General features: G+C 65.5%; 14 protein-coding genes and 1 pseudogene. 1 reads left to right on the plus strand and 14 read right to left on the minus strand.

Translation table 11 applies throughout. The features are described 5' to 3' along the window. Positions 1–15: 15 nt before the first annotated feature. From IDM45_RS07550 to IDM45_RS07585, 8 genes are all read right to left on the minus strand, one after another. On the minus strand, positions 16–1,338 hold the full coding sequence (locus tag IDM45_RS07550; RefSeq protein ID WP_209422290.1) for a TRAP transporter large permease: 1,323 nt from the start codon (positions 1,336–1,338) through the stop codon (positions 16–18). After that, positions 1,335–1,880 carry a TRAP transporter small permease gene (locus IDM45_RS07555; RefSeq protein WP_209421149.1) on the minus strand — a complete coding sequence of 182 codons (546 nt, stop codon included), beginning with the start codon at positions 1,878–1,880 and terminating at the stop codon, positions 1,335–1,337. Before IDM45_RS07555 ends, IDM45_RS07550 begins: the two co-directional genes overlap by 4 nt. A 116-nt stretch (positions 1,881–1,996) precedes the next feature. Continuing rightward, on the minus strand, positions 1,997–3,022 hold the full coding sequence (locus IDM45_RS07560) for a TRAP transporter substrate-binding protein (protein ID WP_209421148.1): 1,026 nt from the start codon (positions 3,020–3,022) through the stop codon (positions 1,997–1,999). Between the two features lie 25 nt (positions 3,023–3,047). Beyond that, positions 3,048–4,061 carry a fumarylacetoacetate hydrolase family protein gene (locus IDM45_RS07565; RefSeq protein WP_209422291.1) on the minus strand — a complete coding sequence of 338 codons (1,014 nt, stop codon included), beginning with the start codon at positions 4,059–4,061 and terminating at the stop codon, positions 3,048–3,050. Between the two features lie 85 nt (positions 4,062–4,146). Continuing rightward, a complete protein-coding gene (locus tag IDM45_RS07570; protein WP_209422292.1) occupies positions 4,147–4,695 on the minus strand; it encodes a VOC family protein in 549 nt (182 codons plus the stop codon). A 36-nt stretch (positions 4,696–4,731) separates the two neighbouring features. Then, the gene (locus IDM45_RS07575; protein WP_209424047.1) at positions 4,732–4,956 is read right to left on the minus strand and encodes a DUF2783 domain-containing protein; all 225 of its coding nucleotides are present in this window, start codon (positions 4,954–4,956) and stop codon (positions 4,732–4,734) included. 32 nt (positions 4,957–4,988) lie between these two features. Next, entirely contained in the window at positions 4,989–6,671 is a 1,683-nt protein-coding gene (locus IDM45_RS07580) for an FAD-dependent oxidoreductase (RefSeq protein ID WP_209422293.1), read from the minus strand. Between the two features lie 77 nt (positions 6,672–6,748). Continuing rightward, positions 6,749–7,714 (minus strand): MBL fold metallo-hydrolase, encoded by a 966-nt coding sequence (locus IDM45_RS07585; protein ID WP_209422294.1) that lies wholly within the window; start codon positions 7,712–7,714, stop codon positions 6,749–6,751. Between the two features lie 109 nt (positions 7,715–7,823). Here IDM45_RS07585 and IDM45_RS07590 point away from each other — a divergent pair, with 109 nt between their 5' ends. After that, complete coding sequence (locus tag IDM45_RS07590) at positions 7,824–8,729, plus strand: LysR family transcriptional regulator (RefSeq protein WP_209422295.1); 906 nt, start codon at positions 7,824–7,826, stop codon at positions 8,727–8,729. Positions 8,730–8,740: 11 nt separating this feature from the next. Here the strand turns inward: IDM45_RS07590 and IDM45_RS07595 are convergent, their stop codons facing one another. From IDM45_RS07595 to IDM45_RS07620, 6 genes and pseudogenes are all read right to left on the minus strand, one after another. Further along, positions 8,741–9,436 (minus strand): ABC transporter ATP-binding protein, encoded by a 696-nt coding sequence (locus IDM45_RS07595; protein ID WP_209422296.1) that lies wholly within the window; start codon positions 9,434–9,436, stop codon positions 8,741–8,743. A gap of 1 nt (position 9,437) precedes the next feature. Further along, positions 9,438–10,229: an ABC transporter ATP-binding protein gene (locus IDM45_RS07600; protein ID WP_209422297.1), complete on the minus strand. Its 792-nt coding sequence runs from the start codon at positions 10,227–10,229 to the stop codon at positions 9,438–9,440. Further along, a pseudogene (locus IDM45_RS07605) lies at positions 10,226–11,535 on the minus strand (branched-chain amino acid ABC transporter permease). Before IDM45_RS07605 ends, IDM45_RS07600 begins: the two are co-directional and overlap by 4 nt. Before the next feature lie 13 nt (positions 11,536–11,548). Next, entirely contained in the window at positions 11,549–12,502 is a 954-nt protein-coding gene (locus tag IDM45_RS07610) for a branched-chain amino acid ABC transporter permease (RefSeq protein ID WP_209422298.1), read from the minus strand. A gap of 105 nt (positions 12,503–12,607) precedes the next feature. Beyond that, positions 12,608–13,843 (minus strand): branched-chain amino acid ABC transporter substrate-binding protein, encoded by a 1,236-nt coding sequence (locus tag IDM45_RS07615; protein ID WP_209422299.1) that lies wholly within the window; start codon positions 13,841–13,843, stop codon positions 12,608–12,610. 127 nt (positions 13,844–13,970) lie between these two features. Next, on the minus strand, positions 13,971–15,608 hold the full coding sequence (locus IDM45_RS07620; RefSeq protein WP_209422300.1) for a 3-(methylthio)propionyl-CoA ligase: 1,638 nt from the start codon (positions 15,606–15,608) through the stop codon (positions 13,971–13,973). Positions 15,609–15,712 lie beyond the last annotated feature (104 nt).

Genomic DNA, 15,712 nt, shown 5'->3' on the forward strand with positions numbered 1-15,712 from the left:
ACAGGAGCGCTTGCGTCAGTTGAGTAAATGCACCAGCCACAGCGACAGGCCGGGCACCAGCACCAGCACTGCGGTGCGCAGCAGGTCGGACACGATGAAGGGCACGGTGCCGCGGTAGGTTTCCTTCATGGGCACGTCGCGCGCCAGGCTGTTGATGATGAACAGATTCATGCCCACGGGCGGCGTGATCAGGCCGATCTCCACCACCATCAGCGCCAGCACGCCGAACCAAATGGCCTTGTCGGTGGGGTTCAGGCCCCAGTAGTCCATGCCCATGACGATGGGCAGAAAAATCGGGATGGTCAGCAGGATCATGGACAGGCTGTCCATCACGCAGCCCAGCACCAGGTAGATCACGATAATGGCCAGCAGCACCAGCATGGGCGACAGGCCGGCGGTCAAGACCCACTGCGCCACTGCCGTGGGCATCTGCGACAGGGCAAAGAAGGCATTGAGCAGGTCGGCACCCAGCAGGATCAGGAAGATCATGGCCGTGGCAGAGGCGGTATCGAAAGCCGCCTGTGTCAGGCCCTTCCAGGTCAGCTCGCGGGTAATGACAGCCAGCGCGCCGGTAGCCATGGTGCCGATGGCCGCCGCCTCGGTGGGCGTAAAGATGCCGCCGTAGATGCCGCCGATCACGGTGACGAACACCGCCACGATGGGCCAGACCTGGCGCACCGTCTTCCAGCGCTCGGGCCAGCTCATGCGTGGCGCTGCCGGGCCACTGCCGGGCACCACGCGCACATAGATGGCAATGGCCACCATGTAGCCGGCCATGGCCAGCAAGCCCGGCAGCAGTGCGGCCATGAACATGGCAGCTACGTTTTGCTCGGCCAGCACAGCGTAGATGACCAGCACCACCGAGGGCGGAATCAGGATGCCCAGAGTGCCGCCGGCGGCTAGGGCACCCGTGGCCAGGGCCGGCGAATACTGGTAGCGGCGCAGTTCGGGCAGCGCCACCTGGCCCATGGTGGCCGCCGTGGCCAGCGACGAACCGCAGATCGCGCCAAAGCCGGCGCAGGCGCCCACGGCGCTCATGGCCACGCCGCCACGCCAGTGGCCCAGAAAGGCGTTGGTCGCCTGGAACAAGCGACGCGACAGCCCCCCGCGCGAGGCGATATTGCCCATCAGCAGAAACAGTGGCACGACCGACAGGTCATAGACCGAGTAGCGCGCAAAAGCCATCGTCTTGACGTAGCTGCCCAGCGGCCCCCAGCCCGACACCATGGCATAGCCCAGGCCGCCAGCCACCAGCATGGCCATGGCGATGTGTACGCGCAGCACCAGCAGCACCAGCACCAGCGCGCCCATCAGGAAGCCAATCGTCACCCCGCTCATGCCAGCCCCCGCAGGATCTGCTGACGGCCCCAGGCGGTGTAGAGCGCGCACAGCGACAGCAGCGCAAAGCCCGGCGCGATGGTCAGGTGCGCCCACCACTGGGGCCAGCCCAGGATCATGGAGGTCTCGCCCGACAGATAGGTATCCCAGGCGCCGACGGCACTGCGCCAGGTCAGCCAGGCTGCGACCACAGCCAGCAGCAGGGCGGCCAGCAGATCGAGCACGGCGCGCAGGCGCGGGCCAGCGTTGTGCGTGAAAAAATCCACGATGACATGGGCGTTCTTCATCTGCGCGTAGGGCAGGAAGGACGAGATGGCCAGCGAGCAGGCGACCTGCACCATTTCCACGTCGCCCATCAGGGGCGAATCGAACAGCGCGCGGCCCAGGACGCTCCAGGTGGACAGCAAGCATACGAGCGCGAGCAGCACGACGCCGCCCAGGGCCGACAGTTGGGCCCAGGCCAGCAGGAAGCGGCCCAGCGCATCCTGCGGCGCAGCCGGCGGCGGCACGCCTTCGTCGGGCGCGGTGAAGACTTCGGCCATGGTTTCAGCCTATGGGTGAGTGAAAGGAGAAAAGGCGGCGCCCGGCCGGCAGGCACCGCTGGCGCACACCTGCCACGGGCGGTGCGCTGCGCTGTTGCTGCGCTGCAGCGAGCGGCTTACTTGGCGTACTTGGCCGACAGGCTGCGCGCCATCTCGACCATGGCCTTGCCGTCGTAGCCCTTGGGTGTGACTTCCTTGATCCAGTCCTCGGTCACGCGCGCCGTGGCCTTCTGGAAGCCTTCGACCTCGGCGGCACCGATGGTGTTGAACTGGTTGCCGCGCTCCTGCGCCTGCTTGCGCGCCGGCGGCGCCGACTCGTCCCAGGCCTTGCCGATGGAAGCCGAGAAATCGGCACCAGAATTGGCGTCGATCACCTTCTTCAAGTGGGCCGGCAGGCTGTCGTACTTGGCCTGGTTCATGGCAATGGTGAACAGCGTGGTGTACAGGCCCGGCTGCGGCGCGCTGATCTCCGAGTGGTACTTGGTCATCTCATGCAGCTTCATGGTCGGGATGACTTCCCAGGGCAGCACGTAGCCATCGACCACGCCCTTGGAGACGGCATCGGGCGTCTGCGGCATGGGCATGGCCACCGGGGTGGCGCCCAGGGCGGCGACCATCTTGTTGGTCAGGCGCGTGGGCGCACGCATCTTCAGCCCACGGAAGTCCGCCACCTTGGTGATGGGGCGCTTGTTGTTGTGGATCTGGCCACGGTCGTGTACGTTGAAGGCCAGGGGCTTGACGCCGGCGAAGTCCTTCTGGCCGTATTTTTCATAGATCTCCCAGGCGGCGCGGCTGCCGCCCTCGGCGTCCTTGGTCAGGAAGGGCAGTTCCATGACCTCCATGGACGGGAAGCGCCCTGCCGTATAGCCGGGCAGCGTCCAGACGATGTCGGCCACGCCGTCGATGGCCTGCTGAATCAGCTGTGCCGGCGTGCCACCCAGCTGCATGGCCGGGTAGATCTGGCACTGCAACTCGTTATTGGATTCCTTGGCTATTTTTGCGCACCAGGGCTCCAGCACCTTTTGCTGGCTCATAGCGGTGGGCGGCCAGAAATGCGCCACCTTCAGCACAACAGGCTGCTGGGCATGGGCGGCCAGGCTGGCGGCGGCCAGGGCGAGGGCGGTCAGGAAATGCTTGCTCATGGGGATCTTTCCGGAAAATGGGGATTCAGGGCGCCTTGGCCGTATCCACGCGGTTCTCGATGGTGCCGAAGATGTTCTGGCCGCTGGCGTCAAACATTTCGATGCGCACCACATCGCCATGCTGCATGAAGGGTGTGCTGGGCTTGCCCTGCTCGATGGTTTCGTAGGTGCGTACTTCGGCCAGGCAGCAGTAGCCCACGCCGCCATTGGCGATCGACGAGCCCCACAGGTTGCCCTGCTTGTTCGACACCGTGCCCGAGCCGACGATGGAGCCGGCGCACAGGCTGCGCGTCTTGGCCACGTGGGCCACGAGCTGGCCGAAGTCGAACGTCATGTCCACGCCGGCATTGGGCTTGCCGAACAGCTCGCCGTTCAGATGCACGAGCAGCGGCAGATGCACCTTGGCGTCCCTCCAGGCCTCGCCCAGCTCATCGGGCGTGACGGCCACGGGGCTGAAGGCGCTGGCCGGCTTGGACTGGAAGAAGCCAAAGCCCTTGGCCAGCTCCGCCGGGATCAGGCCGCGCAGCGACACATCGTTGACCAGCATGACCAGGCGGATGGCCCTGGCCGCTTCGGCAGGACTGGCGCCCATGGGCACGTCGCCGGTGACCACGGTGACCTCGGCCTCGAAGTCGATGCCCCACTCCGGGCGCGCCACCACATCGCCGCGCGGCGGGATGAAACCGTCGCTGCCACCCTGGTACATCAGCGGGTCGGAATAGAAACTCTCGGGCACTTCGGCATTGCGCGCGCGGCGCACCAGCTCGACGTGGTTGATGTAGGCCGAGCCATCGGCCCACTGCCAGGTGCGCGGCAGCGGCGAGTGGCAGGCGGCCTCGTCGAAAGCCTCGCCCTCGATGGCGCCGCTGCTCAAGGCCTCATAGACCTGGCGCAACTGCGGCTCGACGTTGTGCCAATCGTCCAGCGCGGCAAGCATGGTGCGGGCGATGGCAGGAACGGCACGCTGGCGCGTGAGGTCACGGCTGACGACGACCAGGGTGCCGTCGCGGCCGCCTTGCTGGAGAGTGGCGAGTTTCATGGAAGAGCGTCTTTCTCGAAAAAACTGGTGCCCCTGCAGCGGGCGCTGCAGAGGGTCGGGGGTAATTGGACTGCGGGAGCTCTGCTCAGCTGGGCTTGCCGGTGCCGTCGTGCATCCAGCGGGCGTGCTGCGGGGCTTTCTTGGTGCGATCCCACTCGTCGAGCATCTCCCACTTGACCTTGTCCAGCGCCTGGGCCATCTCGGGCGTGGTGGTGTCGGCGGCCAGCTCCAGGCGGTGGCCCGAGGGGTCGCGGAAGTAGATGGACTGGAACAGCGTGTGATCCGTGGGGCCGAGCACTTCCACGCCATCGGCCTCCATGCGCGCCTTGGCGGCCATCATGGCCTCGACCGAATCGACCTTGAGCGCCAGGTGCTGCGTCCACGACGGCGTGTTGGCGTCGGACGGCGCAATCATCTCGTCCTTGGTGGGCAGCTCGAAGAAGGCCAGGATGTTGCCGCCGCCCAGATCCAGGAAGATGTGCATGTACGGATCCGGATCCTTGGTCGAGGGCACTTCATCCTCGGCAATGGCCAGGATGAAATCCATGTCGAGGTACTTCTTGTACCACTCGACGGTCTCCTTGGCATTCTTGCAGCGGTAGGCGACATGGTGGACGCCACGAACGATGGACATGATGGTCTCCTTGGGTGTTGTCTGCGGGTCGGGAATTCAGAAATTGCCCCGGGCGATGCGCATGGCCTCGCGCAGCACGCCGATGTCGCCGATGTGGTTGGACAGCAGCAGGATCAGGCGGGCGTTCACCGCCGTGCTCTGCTCGTCCGTCAAGCCCTGGTGGGTCTCGATCAGGGCCTCGTAGAAATCGTCGCCGGGCGTATAGGCCTGGAAATAGCGCTGGCCGCTCTCGTACAGGTTGGGCTGGGTGATCAGGGGCATGGCATCTCTTTGCATGGCGAAACCTCTTGCTCTCAGGCGGCGGCAGTGGCCGGGACATTGGCAGTGGCACGGGCGACGGCGGCGCGCACCTGCGCGGCATCGAAGTTGCGCCAGCGCGCGGCCACGTGCTGATCCGGGCGCAGCAGGTAGCAGCTGCCCGGCTGCAGGTCGTAGCGCTGGCGGATGGCGTCCTGCGCGTCCAGCAGCGTGGCCAGCGGTGCGGGTGCCGTGCCGCGCTGGGCGACAACGATGGCCTGCACGCCGATGGTGTCGTGCGCCAGCGCGGCGAGCTCCTGCGCCTGGGCGGCGTCCAGCGCGCTGGCGTCGTCCACGTAGTACAGCAGCTGGAACTGTCCGCCCACATGGCCCAGCAGCCAGTCGGTGCGGCCACCGGCCACCGGCGCGTCGTCCATGGGCGCGCCGGGCACCATGTCGCCGGCGAAGGTGTCGGTGTCGGGTGTGTTCAGAGGCGAGTCCACCAGCCACGACGGCACTGACAGCCGGCCCGAGTTGACCAGCGCGCGGGCGAAGGGGTAGTCCTGCGCCAGCTCCAGCACGGCGTTGCGGAAAGCCTTGCTCACAGCGCTCTTGGGCGTGATGAAGTCGGTCGAGCGCGTGGAGTTCTGGATGTTCTCGTCGGCGGCGTAGCAGCGCTCGCTGCTATAGCTGTCCAGCAGCGCCGCCGGCGCCTTGCCGTCGATGACCAGCTTGAGTTTCCAGGCCAAGTTGTCCGTGTCCTGGATGCCGCTGTTGGCGCCACGCGCGCCGAAGGGCGAGACCTGGTGGGCGGCGTCGCCCACGAACAGCACGCGGTTATGGTTGAACTGTCCCATGCGCCGGCACTGGAAGGTATAGACGCTGACCCACTCCAGCTCGAACTCGCGCTCGTCGCCCAGCATGGCCTTGATGCGCGGGATGACGCGCTCGGGTTTTTTCTCGGCTTCGGGGTCGGCGTCCCAGCCAAGCTGGAAGTCGATGCGCCAGACATTGTCGGCCTGCTTGTGCAGCAGCACCGACTGGTTGGGGTGGAAGGGCGGGTCGAACCAGAACCAGCGCTCTGCCGGGTAGTCGGCGGCCATGACCACATCGGCGATCAGGAAACGATCCATGAAGATCTTGCCCTCGATGTCCAGGCCCAGCATCTGGCGAACAGGCGAGCGCGCGCCGTCGGCGGCCACCAGCCAGTCGCAGGTCAGGGTGTAGGCGCCGTCGGGTGTCTCCACGCGCAGCGTGGCCTTGTGCTCGTCCTGGCTGACGCCGATAACGTTGTTCTTGAAGCGCAGCTCCAGATTGGGCAACTGGCGCGCGCGCTCGACCAGGTACTGCTCCAGGTAGTACTGCTGCAGGTTGACCATGCCCGGGCGCTGGTGGCCCTCCTGCGGGCGCAGGTTGAAGTTGAACACCTCGCCCTCGCGAAAGAAGGTGCGGCCCACGTTCCAGGACACGCCCTTGTCCACGCAGGGGTTGCCGCAGCCCATGCGGTCGAGCACCTCCAGCGCGCGCTTGGCATAGCACACGCCACGCGAGCCGATGGACACGGTGTCGTCGTTGTCCAGCAGCAGCACGCGCTGGCCCTGCGCCGCCAGGTCGATGGCCATGGACAGGCCGACCGGGCCGGCGCCGATCACGATCACCGGATGGTGGCCGTCGCCCTGCCCTTGCAGCTCCGGCGGGCAGGTGTACTCGAACTTGGGATAGGTGTAGGTACTGAGCATGGCGTCTCCTCCATTTTTGGTCAAAACAGGCTGAAACCCTTTACCAGCAAGCGGTAGCAGCTATGATTTTTGAATGATCAATCCTGTTGCAGGGCGTGCCACATCTGCTGGTCGCGCTCAGCCGTCCAGATGCGCGGGTCGCGGATACCGCTGGCCTCGTCATGCGCGCGCGTCACGTCGAAAGGCAGGCAGTGCTCGTAGATGAAGACATGGCCAAACTTCGGATCCATGTTCTTGCGCGTGTGCGCCATGGTGGCCTTGAGATCCATGCCCTGGGCCACGGCCTCCTGGGCGCTGGTGTACAGCGTCGAGACGAAATCGCGCGTGTAGGCCAGGCCTTTTTTCACGGCATCGGGCGTCAGCAGCGCCGGGCCACGGCCAGGCACCAGTTTGTCGAAGTTCATGGCCGTCAAGTTGTCCAGCGTCTGCGGCCAGTCGGCCAGGTAGGCGTCACCGGTATAGCAGGCGGCGTCGGCCTCGACCAGGTCGCCCGAGAAGCAGATGTTCTGGCTGGGGATATAGACGATGGCGTCGCCCTTGGTGTGGCCACGGCCGATCTGCTTGATGCGCACCTCCAGCTTGCCCAGCCAGACGGCCATCTCACCCTCGAACGTCATGGTCGGCCAGGTCAGGCCGGGCACGCTCTCCACCGCCTGGAACAGGCGCGGGAAGCGCCCGATCTCCGAGTCCATGTCCTGCTGGCCGCGCTCGACGATCAGGTCGTAGGTGTCGCGGCTGGCGATGATCTGCTCCAGGCCTTCGTCCGTATAGCCCGACGCGCCCAGCACGCGCACGGCGTGGTAGTGCGTCAGCACCACGTACTTGATGGGCTTGTCGGTGATCTCGCGTACTTTGGCGATGACACCCTGGGCGGCCACGGGGGTGGCCGTGGCGTCGATGATCATGCAGCCGTCGTCGCCGATGATGACGCCGGTGTTGGGGTCGCCCTCGGCGGTATAGGCATAGGCGTTGTCGCTGAGTTTTTCCCAGCTGATTTTTTTCTCTTCCAGATCGGCATGGGAGGCAAATTTCTTCTCGCTCACAACGCGGTACTCCTGTAGCAAAGGTAAAAACGACTGATTGGTCGGAATTAAACCGCCTTTGCATTTATCAGGCAAACGCTTTTTAATGATCGATTTATAGAATTACCTTATGAATGTCACCTTGCGCCAGCTCCATGCCTTCGTCGCCGTGGCTGACACCGGCAGCTTCACGCTGGCCGCCGAACGGCTGTTTCTCACGCAGTCGGCGCTCAGCTCGCTGATCAAGGAGCTGGAGGGGCAGCTGGGCCTGCGCCTGTTCGACCGCAGCACGCGGCGCCTGCGCCTGTCCGAGACCGGGCGCGAGCTATACCCGCAGATCGAGAAGATCCTGCACGACCTGGAGGGCGTGATCAGCGAGGTCGGCAACCTCAAGGCGCTGGCGCGCGGCAGCGTGCGCGTGGCCGTGCCGCAATTGCTGGCCTGCACGCTGCTGCCCGAGGTCATGGCGGACTTTCACGCGCAGCACCCGAGCGTGCATCTGCGCGTGGTGGACTGCGCCGTGGAAAGCGTCATGGCGCGGGTGTTCTCGGGCGAGGTGGACATCGGCCTGGGGCCGGAGCGCCAGACCAATTCCGACATCCAGGCCGAGCAGCTGTTCCGCCTGCCCTTCATGGCGGTGCTGCCGCCCGGGCACCCGCTGGCCCGGCGCCGGCGCCTGCTCTGGAGCGACCTGAGCGGCCAGCCCATGATCACGCTGCAGGGCCAGTTCACCGAGCTGCTGGTCAGCGACGTGGGCGAGGCCGCGCGCGACCTGAACAAGGAGGCCTTCACCCAGGTCACCTTCATGACCACGGCGCTGGCCCTGGTGCGCGCCGGCCTGGGTCTGACGCTGTGCATGCCCTATGCGCGCACGCTGGTCGAGCAGTACGGGCTGGTCATGCGGCCCGTCGGCGAGCCGGTGGTCGAGCGCTCTTTCTGGATCTTCACCCGGCGCGCGCGCTCGCTGTCGCCGGCTGCCCAGGGCTTTCTGGAGTTTCTGCAACAGCGCCTGCAAGGCTCCGGGCGGCCCGCCTGAAGCGGCTGCGTTCAGACCTCCAGCCACTCCTTGCGCACGGCTGCGTTGGCGCGCAGCTCCTGCGGCGTGCCGTCGAAGACGATGCTGCCGTGGCCCATGACCAGCGCCCGGTCGGAAATGGTCATGGCAATGGTGAGTTTCTGCTCGATCAGCAGCACCGAGATGCCCTTGGCCTTGAGCGTGGTCAGGTACTCGCCCACCAGCTCGACGATCTTCGGCGCCAGGCCTTCGGTGGGCTCGTCGATGATGATGAGGTCGGGGTCGCCCATGAGCGTGCGGCACAGGGTCAGCATCTGCTGCTCGCCGCCGGACATGACGCCTGCCGGCACGTTGCGCCGCTCGCCCAGGCGCGGGAACATGGCGAACATGTCGTCCTCGCTCCAGCGGCTGCCGCGCCCATTGCCCTTCTGGCCCAGCAGCAGGTTTTGATGCACCGTCAGGTTCGGGAAGACATCGCGGCTCTCGGGCACGTAGCCCAGGCCCAGGTGGGCAATCTCGTAGGCCTTCTTGCCGGCTAGGTTGGCGCCCTTCCAGTCGATCCGGCCCTGCCAGTCCACCAGGCCCATGATGGCCTTGGCGGCGGTGGAGCGGCCCGAGCCGTTGCGCCCCAGCAGGGCCACGATCTCGCCGGGCCGCACCTCGAAGTTCACGCCATGCAGCACATGGCTCTTGCCGTAGTAGGCGTGCAGGTTCTCGATCTTCAGCATGTCAATGCCCCTCCGCCTGCTGGTCGGCAATCACCGAACCCAGGTAGGCCTCCTGCACGCGCGCATTGGCGCGCACGTTCTCGGGTGTGTCGAAGGCGATGACCTCGCCATAGACCACTACCGCAATCCGGTCGGCCAGGCCGAAGACCACGCCCATGTCGTGCTCCACGGTCAGCAGCGTGCGCCCCTCGGTGACCTCGCGGATCAGGGCGATGAAGCGCGCCGTCTCGGTCGTGCTCATGCCAGCGGTGGGTTCGTCCAGCAAGATGACGCTGGCGCCGCCGGCGATGGTGATGCCGATCTCCAGCGCGCGCTGCTCGGCGTAGGTCAGGTTCATGGCCAGCACGTCGCGCTTGTGGGCCAGGCCGATGCGCACCATGAGTTGCTCGGCCTGCTCGTTGGCATCCCTCAGGCGCGACAGGAAGCGCCAGAAGGCGTAGCGGTAGCCCAGGCTCCACAGCACGCCGCAGCGCAGGTTCTCGAAGACCGACAGGCGCGGAAAGATGTTGGTGATCTGGAAGCTGCGCGACAGCCCCATGCGGTTGATCTCGAAGGGCTGCTTGCCATCGATACGCGCGCCGTGCAGCAGCACCTGGCCGCTGGTGGGCGCAAAGCGACCGCTGATCAAATTGAACAGCGTGGATTTGCCCGCGCCGTTGGGGCCGATGATGGCCACGCGCTCACCGGCGCGCACCGCCAGGTCGGCACCCCGGATGATTTCGGTCTTGCCAAAGCTCTTGCGCAGTTCGCGCAGCTCCAGCGCGTACCCGGTGGATTGTTGACTGGTGCTCATGCCGCCACCCCCGTGCGTTGCAACTGCTGCTCGATGTGCTCCTGGATGGTGCTCCAGCGGCGCACGAAGACGCGCCGGCAGGCCTCCAGCGCCACGCCGCCGACCGCCAGCAGTGCGCCGGCGCCCAGCCAGGTGGCCGTGCTGGCCGCATCCAAGTGCCGGCCCAGGAAATCCAGCTCGCTGCCCATGGCGGCGTTGAGCTGCAGGTGGTAGGTCATCTCGACCATGGCCGCCGCACCCAGCACCGCCACCAGGCCCGAGACGGCCAGCCCAGATAGGGCAGCGCCAGCCGGCGCCACAGGCCAAAGCGCACCACGCGCACGTTCATCATGATCAGGCTGGCGATGCCGCCGGGCGCATACATGACCATCAGCAGGAACACCAGGCCCAGGTACAGCAGCCAGGCCTTGGACAGCTCGGACAGCAGCACCGAGGCAAACACCAGCAGCACCGCACCGATGATGGGCCCGAAGAAAAAGCCCGCGCCGCCCAGGAAAGTGAACAGCAGATAGCCGCCCGAGCGGATGGTGCTGACGCTGTCGGCGCCCGTGACGATCTCGAAGTTGATGGCTGCCAGCGCCCCGCCCACGCCAGCGAAGAAGCCGGCGATGATGAAGGCAAACCAGCGCACGCGCTGGGTGTTGTAGCCAATGAACTCGACGCGCTCAGGGTTGTCGCGCACGGCGTTCAGGATGCGCCCCAGCGGCGTGCCGGTGAAGGCATACATCAGCGCCGTGCAAATGAAGCAATACACGGCAATCAGGTAGTACACCTGGATGGCCGGCCCGAAGCTGATGCCCATGAAGCCCTGGCCATAGACGCGGTCGGTGGTGATGCCGCCCTCGCCGCCGAAGAACTCGGGGAACATCAGCGCCATGGAGGCCACCAGCTCGCCGATGCCCAGGGTGATCATGGCGAATGTCGTGCCCGATTTGCGCGTGGTCACGAAGCCCAGCAACACGGCAAAGAAGGCGCCGGCCAGGCCGCCGACGATGGGCATCAGCACCAGCGGGATGGGCAGCTCACCCCGGCCTGCCATGTTGATGGCATGGATGGCGATGAACGAGCCCAGGCCGGTATAGACGGCGTGGCCGAAGCTGAGCATCCCGCCCTGGCCCAGCAGGATGTTGTAGGACAGGCAGATGATGATCAGGTAGCCGATCTGCGACAGCATGGTCAGCGCCAGGCTGCTGGTGAAGACGTAGGGTGCGGCGATCAGCGCCAGGGCGAACAGCCCCCAGGCAGCGATGCGGCCGACATTGCGCGGGCGGGTGGCCTGCGCGGAAGAAACGGTGGATGCAGTCATGGCAGTGGTCTTCTCAATCCTCGCGTGTGCCCAGCAGGCCTCGGGGGCGCACGATCAGCATCAGCACCAGAAACAGATACGGCAGGATGGGCGCAACCTGCGAGACCGTGAGCTTGAGCAGCGGCCAGCCGAAGGTCTGCTCGCCCACCTCTATGCCCATGCCGGCCAGCGCGCCGGCAGCCGACCAGTCCAGCGCCACGGCAAAGGTCTGCACGACGCCGATGATCAGCGAGGCCAGGAAGGCGCCGGCCAGCGAGCCCATGCCGCCGACCACCACCACCACGAAGATGATGGAGCCTACCGAGGCCGCCATGGCCGGCTCGGTGATGTAGGTGTTGCCGCCGATCACGCCGGCCAGGCCGGCCAGGGCGCAGCCACCGCCAAAGACCAGCATGAACACGCGCGGCACGTTGTGGCCCAGGGCCTCGACCATGTGCGGGTATTTCAGCGCCGCCTGTATGACCAGGCCGATGCGCGTGCGCGTGAGCAGCAGCCACACCGACAGCAGCATCAAAAGCGCCACCAGCATGATGAAGGAGCGCGACTTGGGGAACTGCGTGCCGTACAGCGTGAACAGCGGCCCCTGCAGCGCTGCGGGCAGGCCGTAGGGCACGGTGGAGCGGCCCCAGACCAGCTGCACCACCTCAAGGATCAGGTAGGACAGGCCGAAAGTGACCAACAGCTCGGGCACATGGCCAAATTTGTGGACGCGGCGCAGGCTGTAGCGCTCGAAGGCCGCGCCCATGGCTCCCACCAGCAGCGGCGAGAGGACGAGCGCCGGCCAAAAGCCCACCACGCCCGACAGCGTGTAGGCGAAGTAGGCGCCCAGCATGTAGAAGCTCGTGTGGGCAAAATTGAGCACGCCCATCATGCTGAAAATCAGCGTGAGCCCTGAACTCAACATGAACAGCAGCAGTCCGTAGCTGACGCCGTTGAGCAGGGAGATCACGAAAAACTCAAGATTCATCGGTCAGGCCCAGGGGAAAAAAATCCATGGAACGCGCAGGCAGTGCGTTCACGCAGGTGAAAAAAAGCCCGAGCACGCTCGGGCTCATGGCAAGGGCTCAGGCGCTCAGGAAGGCCGCTTCATCTGGCACGAGGTGGGCGTGCTGGCCACATAGGGCTCGTAGTACTTCACCGGGACAAAGGTGTGGCCGGTGTTTTCGGCATCGTTGGGGTACTTGCCATCGGCCTTTTCCCAGCGGGTGATGAACAGGCCCTGCTGCAGCTGGTGGTCGCTCTTGCGCATCTCGACCTCACCGTTGAAGCTGTTGAACTTCAGGCCCTCCAACACCGGCGCAACCTTGGCCGGCTCGGTGGATTTGGCCTTGGCAAAGGCGGCGTCCAGCATGGCAAAGCCGCTATAGACAGCTGCCGTGTACATGTCGTCGTTGAATTTCTTCTTGTATTCGGAGACCACGCGCCCGATGTCGCCCGGCAGGTTCAGGTGGGCGTAGGAGACCATGTACACCCGCCCGGCAGCGCCCGCGCCCATGGCTGTGGGGCTGCCCGTCACGCCGCCGTAGTAGGTGTAGAAGTTGACGTTGTTCAGGCCTGCGTCGTTGGCCGCCTTGATCAAGAGCGCCAGATCCGAGCCCCAGTTGCCGGTGATCACGGTGTCGGCGCCCGACTGCTTGATCTTGGCGATGTAGGGAGCGAAGTCGCGCACCTGGGCCAGCGGCGCGAAGTCGTCGCCGACGATCTGCACGTCGGGGCGCTTGCGTTTGAGCATCTCCTTGGCGTACTTGCTGACCTGCTGGCCGTGCGAGTAGTTCTGGTTGATCAGATAGACCTTCTTGACCTCGGGGTGATCCTTGATGAAGGTGGTCATGGCTTCCATCTTCATGGACGTATCGGCGTCCAGGCGGAAGTGCCAATAGCTGCACTTGCTGTTGGTGAGGTCGGGATCGACGGCGGCGTAGTTCAGGTACAGCATCTCCTTGCCGGGGTTGCGCGCATTGTGCTTGTCCAGCGCATCCATGATGGCCAGCGCCGGGCCGGAGCCGTTGCCCTGCACGACATAGCGCGCGCCCTGATCCATGGCCGAGCGCAGTGCGCTGGTGGTCTCCTGCGGCGACAGCTTGTTGTCGATGCCGATGATCTCGAATTTCACACCTGAGGCGCTCTTCTTGTTGAACTCCTCGGCCAGGAACTGCCAGCTCTTGAGCTGGTTGGTGCCCACGGCAGCCATCAGGCCCGACAGCGGATCGAGCCAGGCGATCTTCACCGTTTCGCCTTTTTGGGCAAAAGCGCCGCCAACCCAGGCCAGCATTGCGCCAGCAGCTACCATTTTGGTAGTGAATTTCATGATCTCATCTCCTTGGAATAGGTCTGTCGCCAACAACCCGGCAAGCCTACAGGCCCCTGCCGGGGAATCCTTCAGGGATTGCCCCTAGCCGCTATCGCCCAGGCGACTGCCGCCAGGAGCGCACGCCTTACAGGCCCGGCAGCCGGTAGCCGGTCAGCTGCTCGCGCAGGCGCGTCTTGAGCATCTTGCCGGTGGCGCCCAGCGGGATTGCCTCGACGAACACCACGTCGTCGGGGATCTGCCACTTGGCGGTCTTGCCCTCGTAGAAGGCCAGCAAATCCTCGCGCGTGACCTCGGCGCCGGGCTTTTTCATGACGGCGACGATGGGGCGCTCGTCCCACTTGGGGTGCGGCATCCCGATGCACGCCGCCATGGCCACCGCCGGGTGCGCCATGGCGATGTTCTCGATGTCGATGGAGCTGATCCACTCGCCGCCGGACTTGATCACGTCCTTGCTGCGGTCGGTGATGTGCATGAAGCCGTCGGCGTCGATGGTCGCCACGTCGCCCGTGGGAAACCAGCCCCGGCCCTGCTCGTCCTTGACCAACGGGCTTTCGCCTTTGTAATAAGTGTCGAGAATCCACGGCCCGCGCACCAGCAGATCGCCGTAGGTCTTGCCGTCCCAGGGCAGCTCGCGGCCATCGCCGCCGACGATCTTCATGTCCACGCCAAAGATCACCCGGCCCTGCTTTTGCAGGATTTGCATCTGCTCGTCCTTGGGCAGGGCGAGCTGTTTGTTCTTGAGCGTACACAGGGTGCCCAGCGGGCTCATCTCGGTCATGCCCCAGGCGTGCAGCACCTCGACGCCGAACTCGTCCTGGAAGGCGGTGATCATGGCCGGCGGGCAGGCCGAGCCGCCGATCACGGTGCGCTTCAAGGTCGAGAACTTCAGGCCCGCCGGGCGCAGGTGCGCCAGCAGCATCTGCCACACCGTGGGCACGCCGGCGGCGTAGGTCACGCCCTCGGCCTCCATCAGTTCATAGATGGACTTGCCGTCCATGGCCGGGCCGGGATAGACCAGCTTGCAGCCGGTAAGCGCCGCCGAGTACGGGATGCCCCAGGCGTTCACGTGGAACATGGGCACCACCGGCAGCACGGCATCGCGCGCCGACAGGCACATCACGTCGGGCAGGGCGGCCGCGTAGGCGTGCAGCACGGTGGAGCGGTGGCTGTACAGCGCAGCCTTGGGATTGCCCGTGGTGCCGCTGGTGTAGCACATGCTGGACGCAGTGTTCTCGTCGAACTGCGGCCAGGTGTACTGGTCGGATTGGCCGGCGATCCAGTCCTCGTAGCTGGCAAGCCCCGGGATGCCCGAGTCCTGCGGCAGCCGATCCGCATCGCACAGCGCCACCCACTTCTTCACTGTCGGGCATTTGGCATGGACGGCCTGCACCAGCGGCAGGAAAGTGAGGTCGAAGCACAGCACCTGGTCTTCGGCATGGTTGATGATCCAGGCGATCTGCTCGGGGTGCAGGCGCGGGTTGATGGTGTGCAGCACGCGGCCCGAGCCGGACACGCCGAAGTACATCTCCATGTGCCGGTAGCCGTTCCAGGCCAGCGAGGCCACGCGCTCGCCCTGCGCCAGGCCCAGGCCATCGAGCGCATTGGCCAGCTGGCGCGAGCGGCGCGCCAGATCGCGGTAGGTGTAGCGGTGGATGTCGCCCTCGACGCGGCGCGAGACGATCTCGCCATCGCCGTGGTGGCGCTCGGCAAACTCGATCAGCGACGAGATCAAAAGCGGTTGGTTCTGCATCAGGCCCAGCATGGGAGTTCTCCTTGTAGGAAAAGGCAACAAAAAATGAACGCGAAATGGTAGCGGCGAAAAATTCCGCCACTGTCGCGCAGCCATCAGAAAACACCCAGGAAAAC

The organism is Melaminivora jejuensis, assembly GCF_017811175.1.
Taxonomy (GTDB): domain Bacteria; phylum Pseudomonadota; class Gammaproteobacteria; order Burkholderiales; family Burkholderiaceae_C; genus Melaminivora; species Melaminivora jejuensis.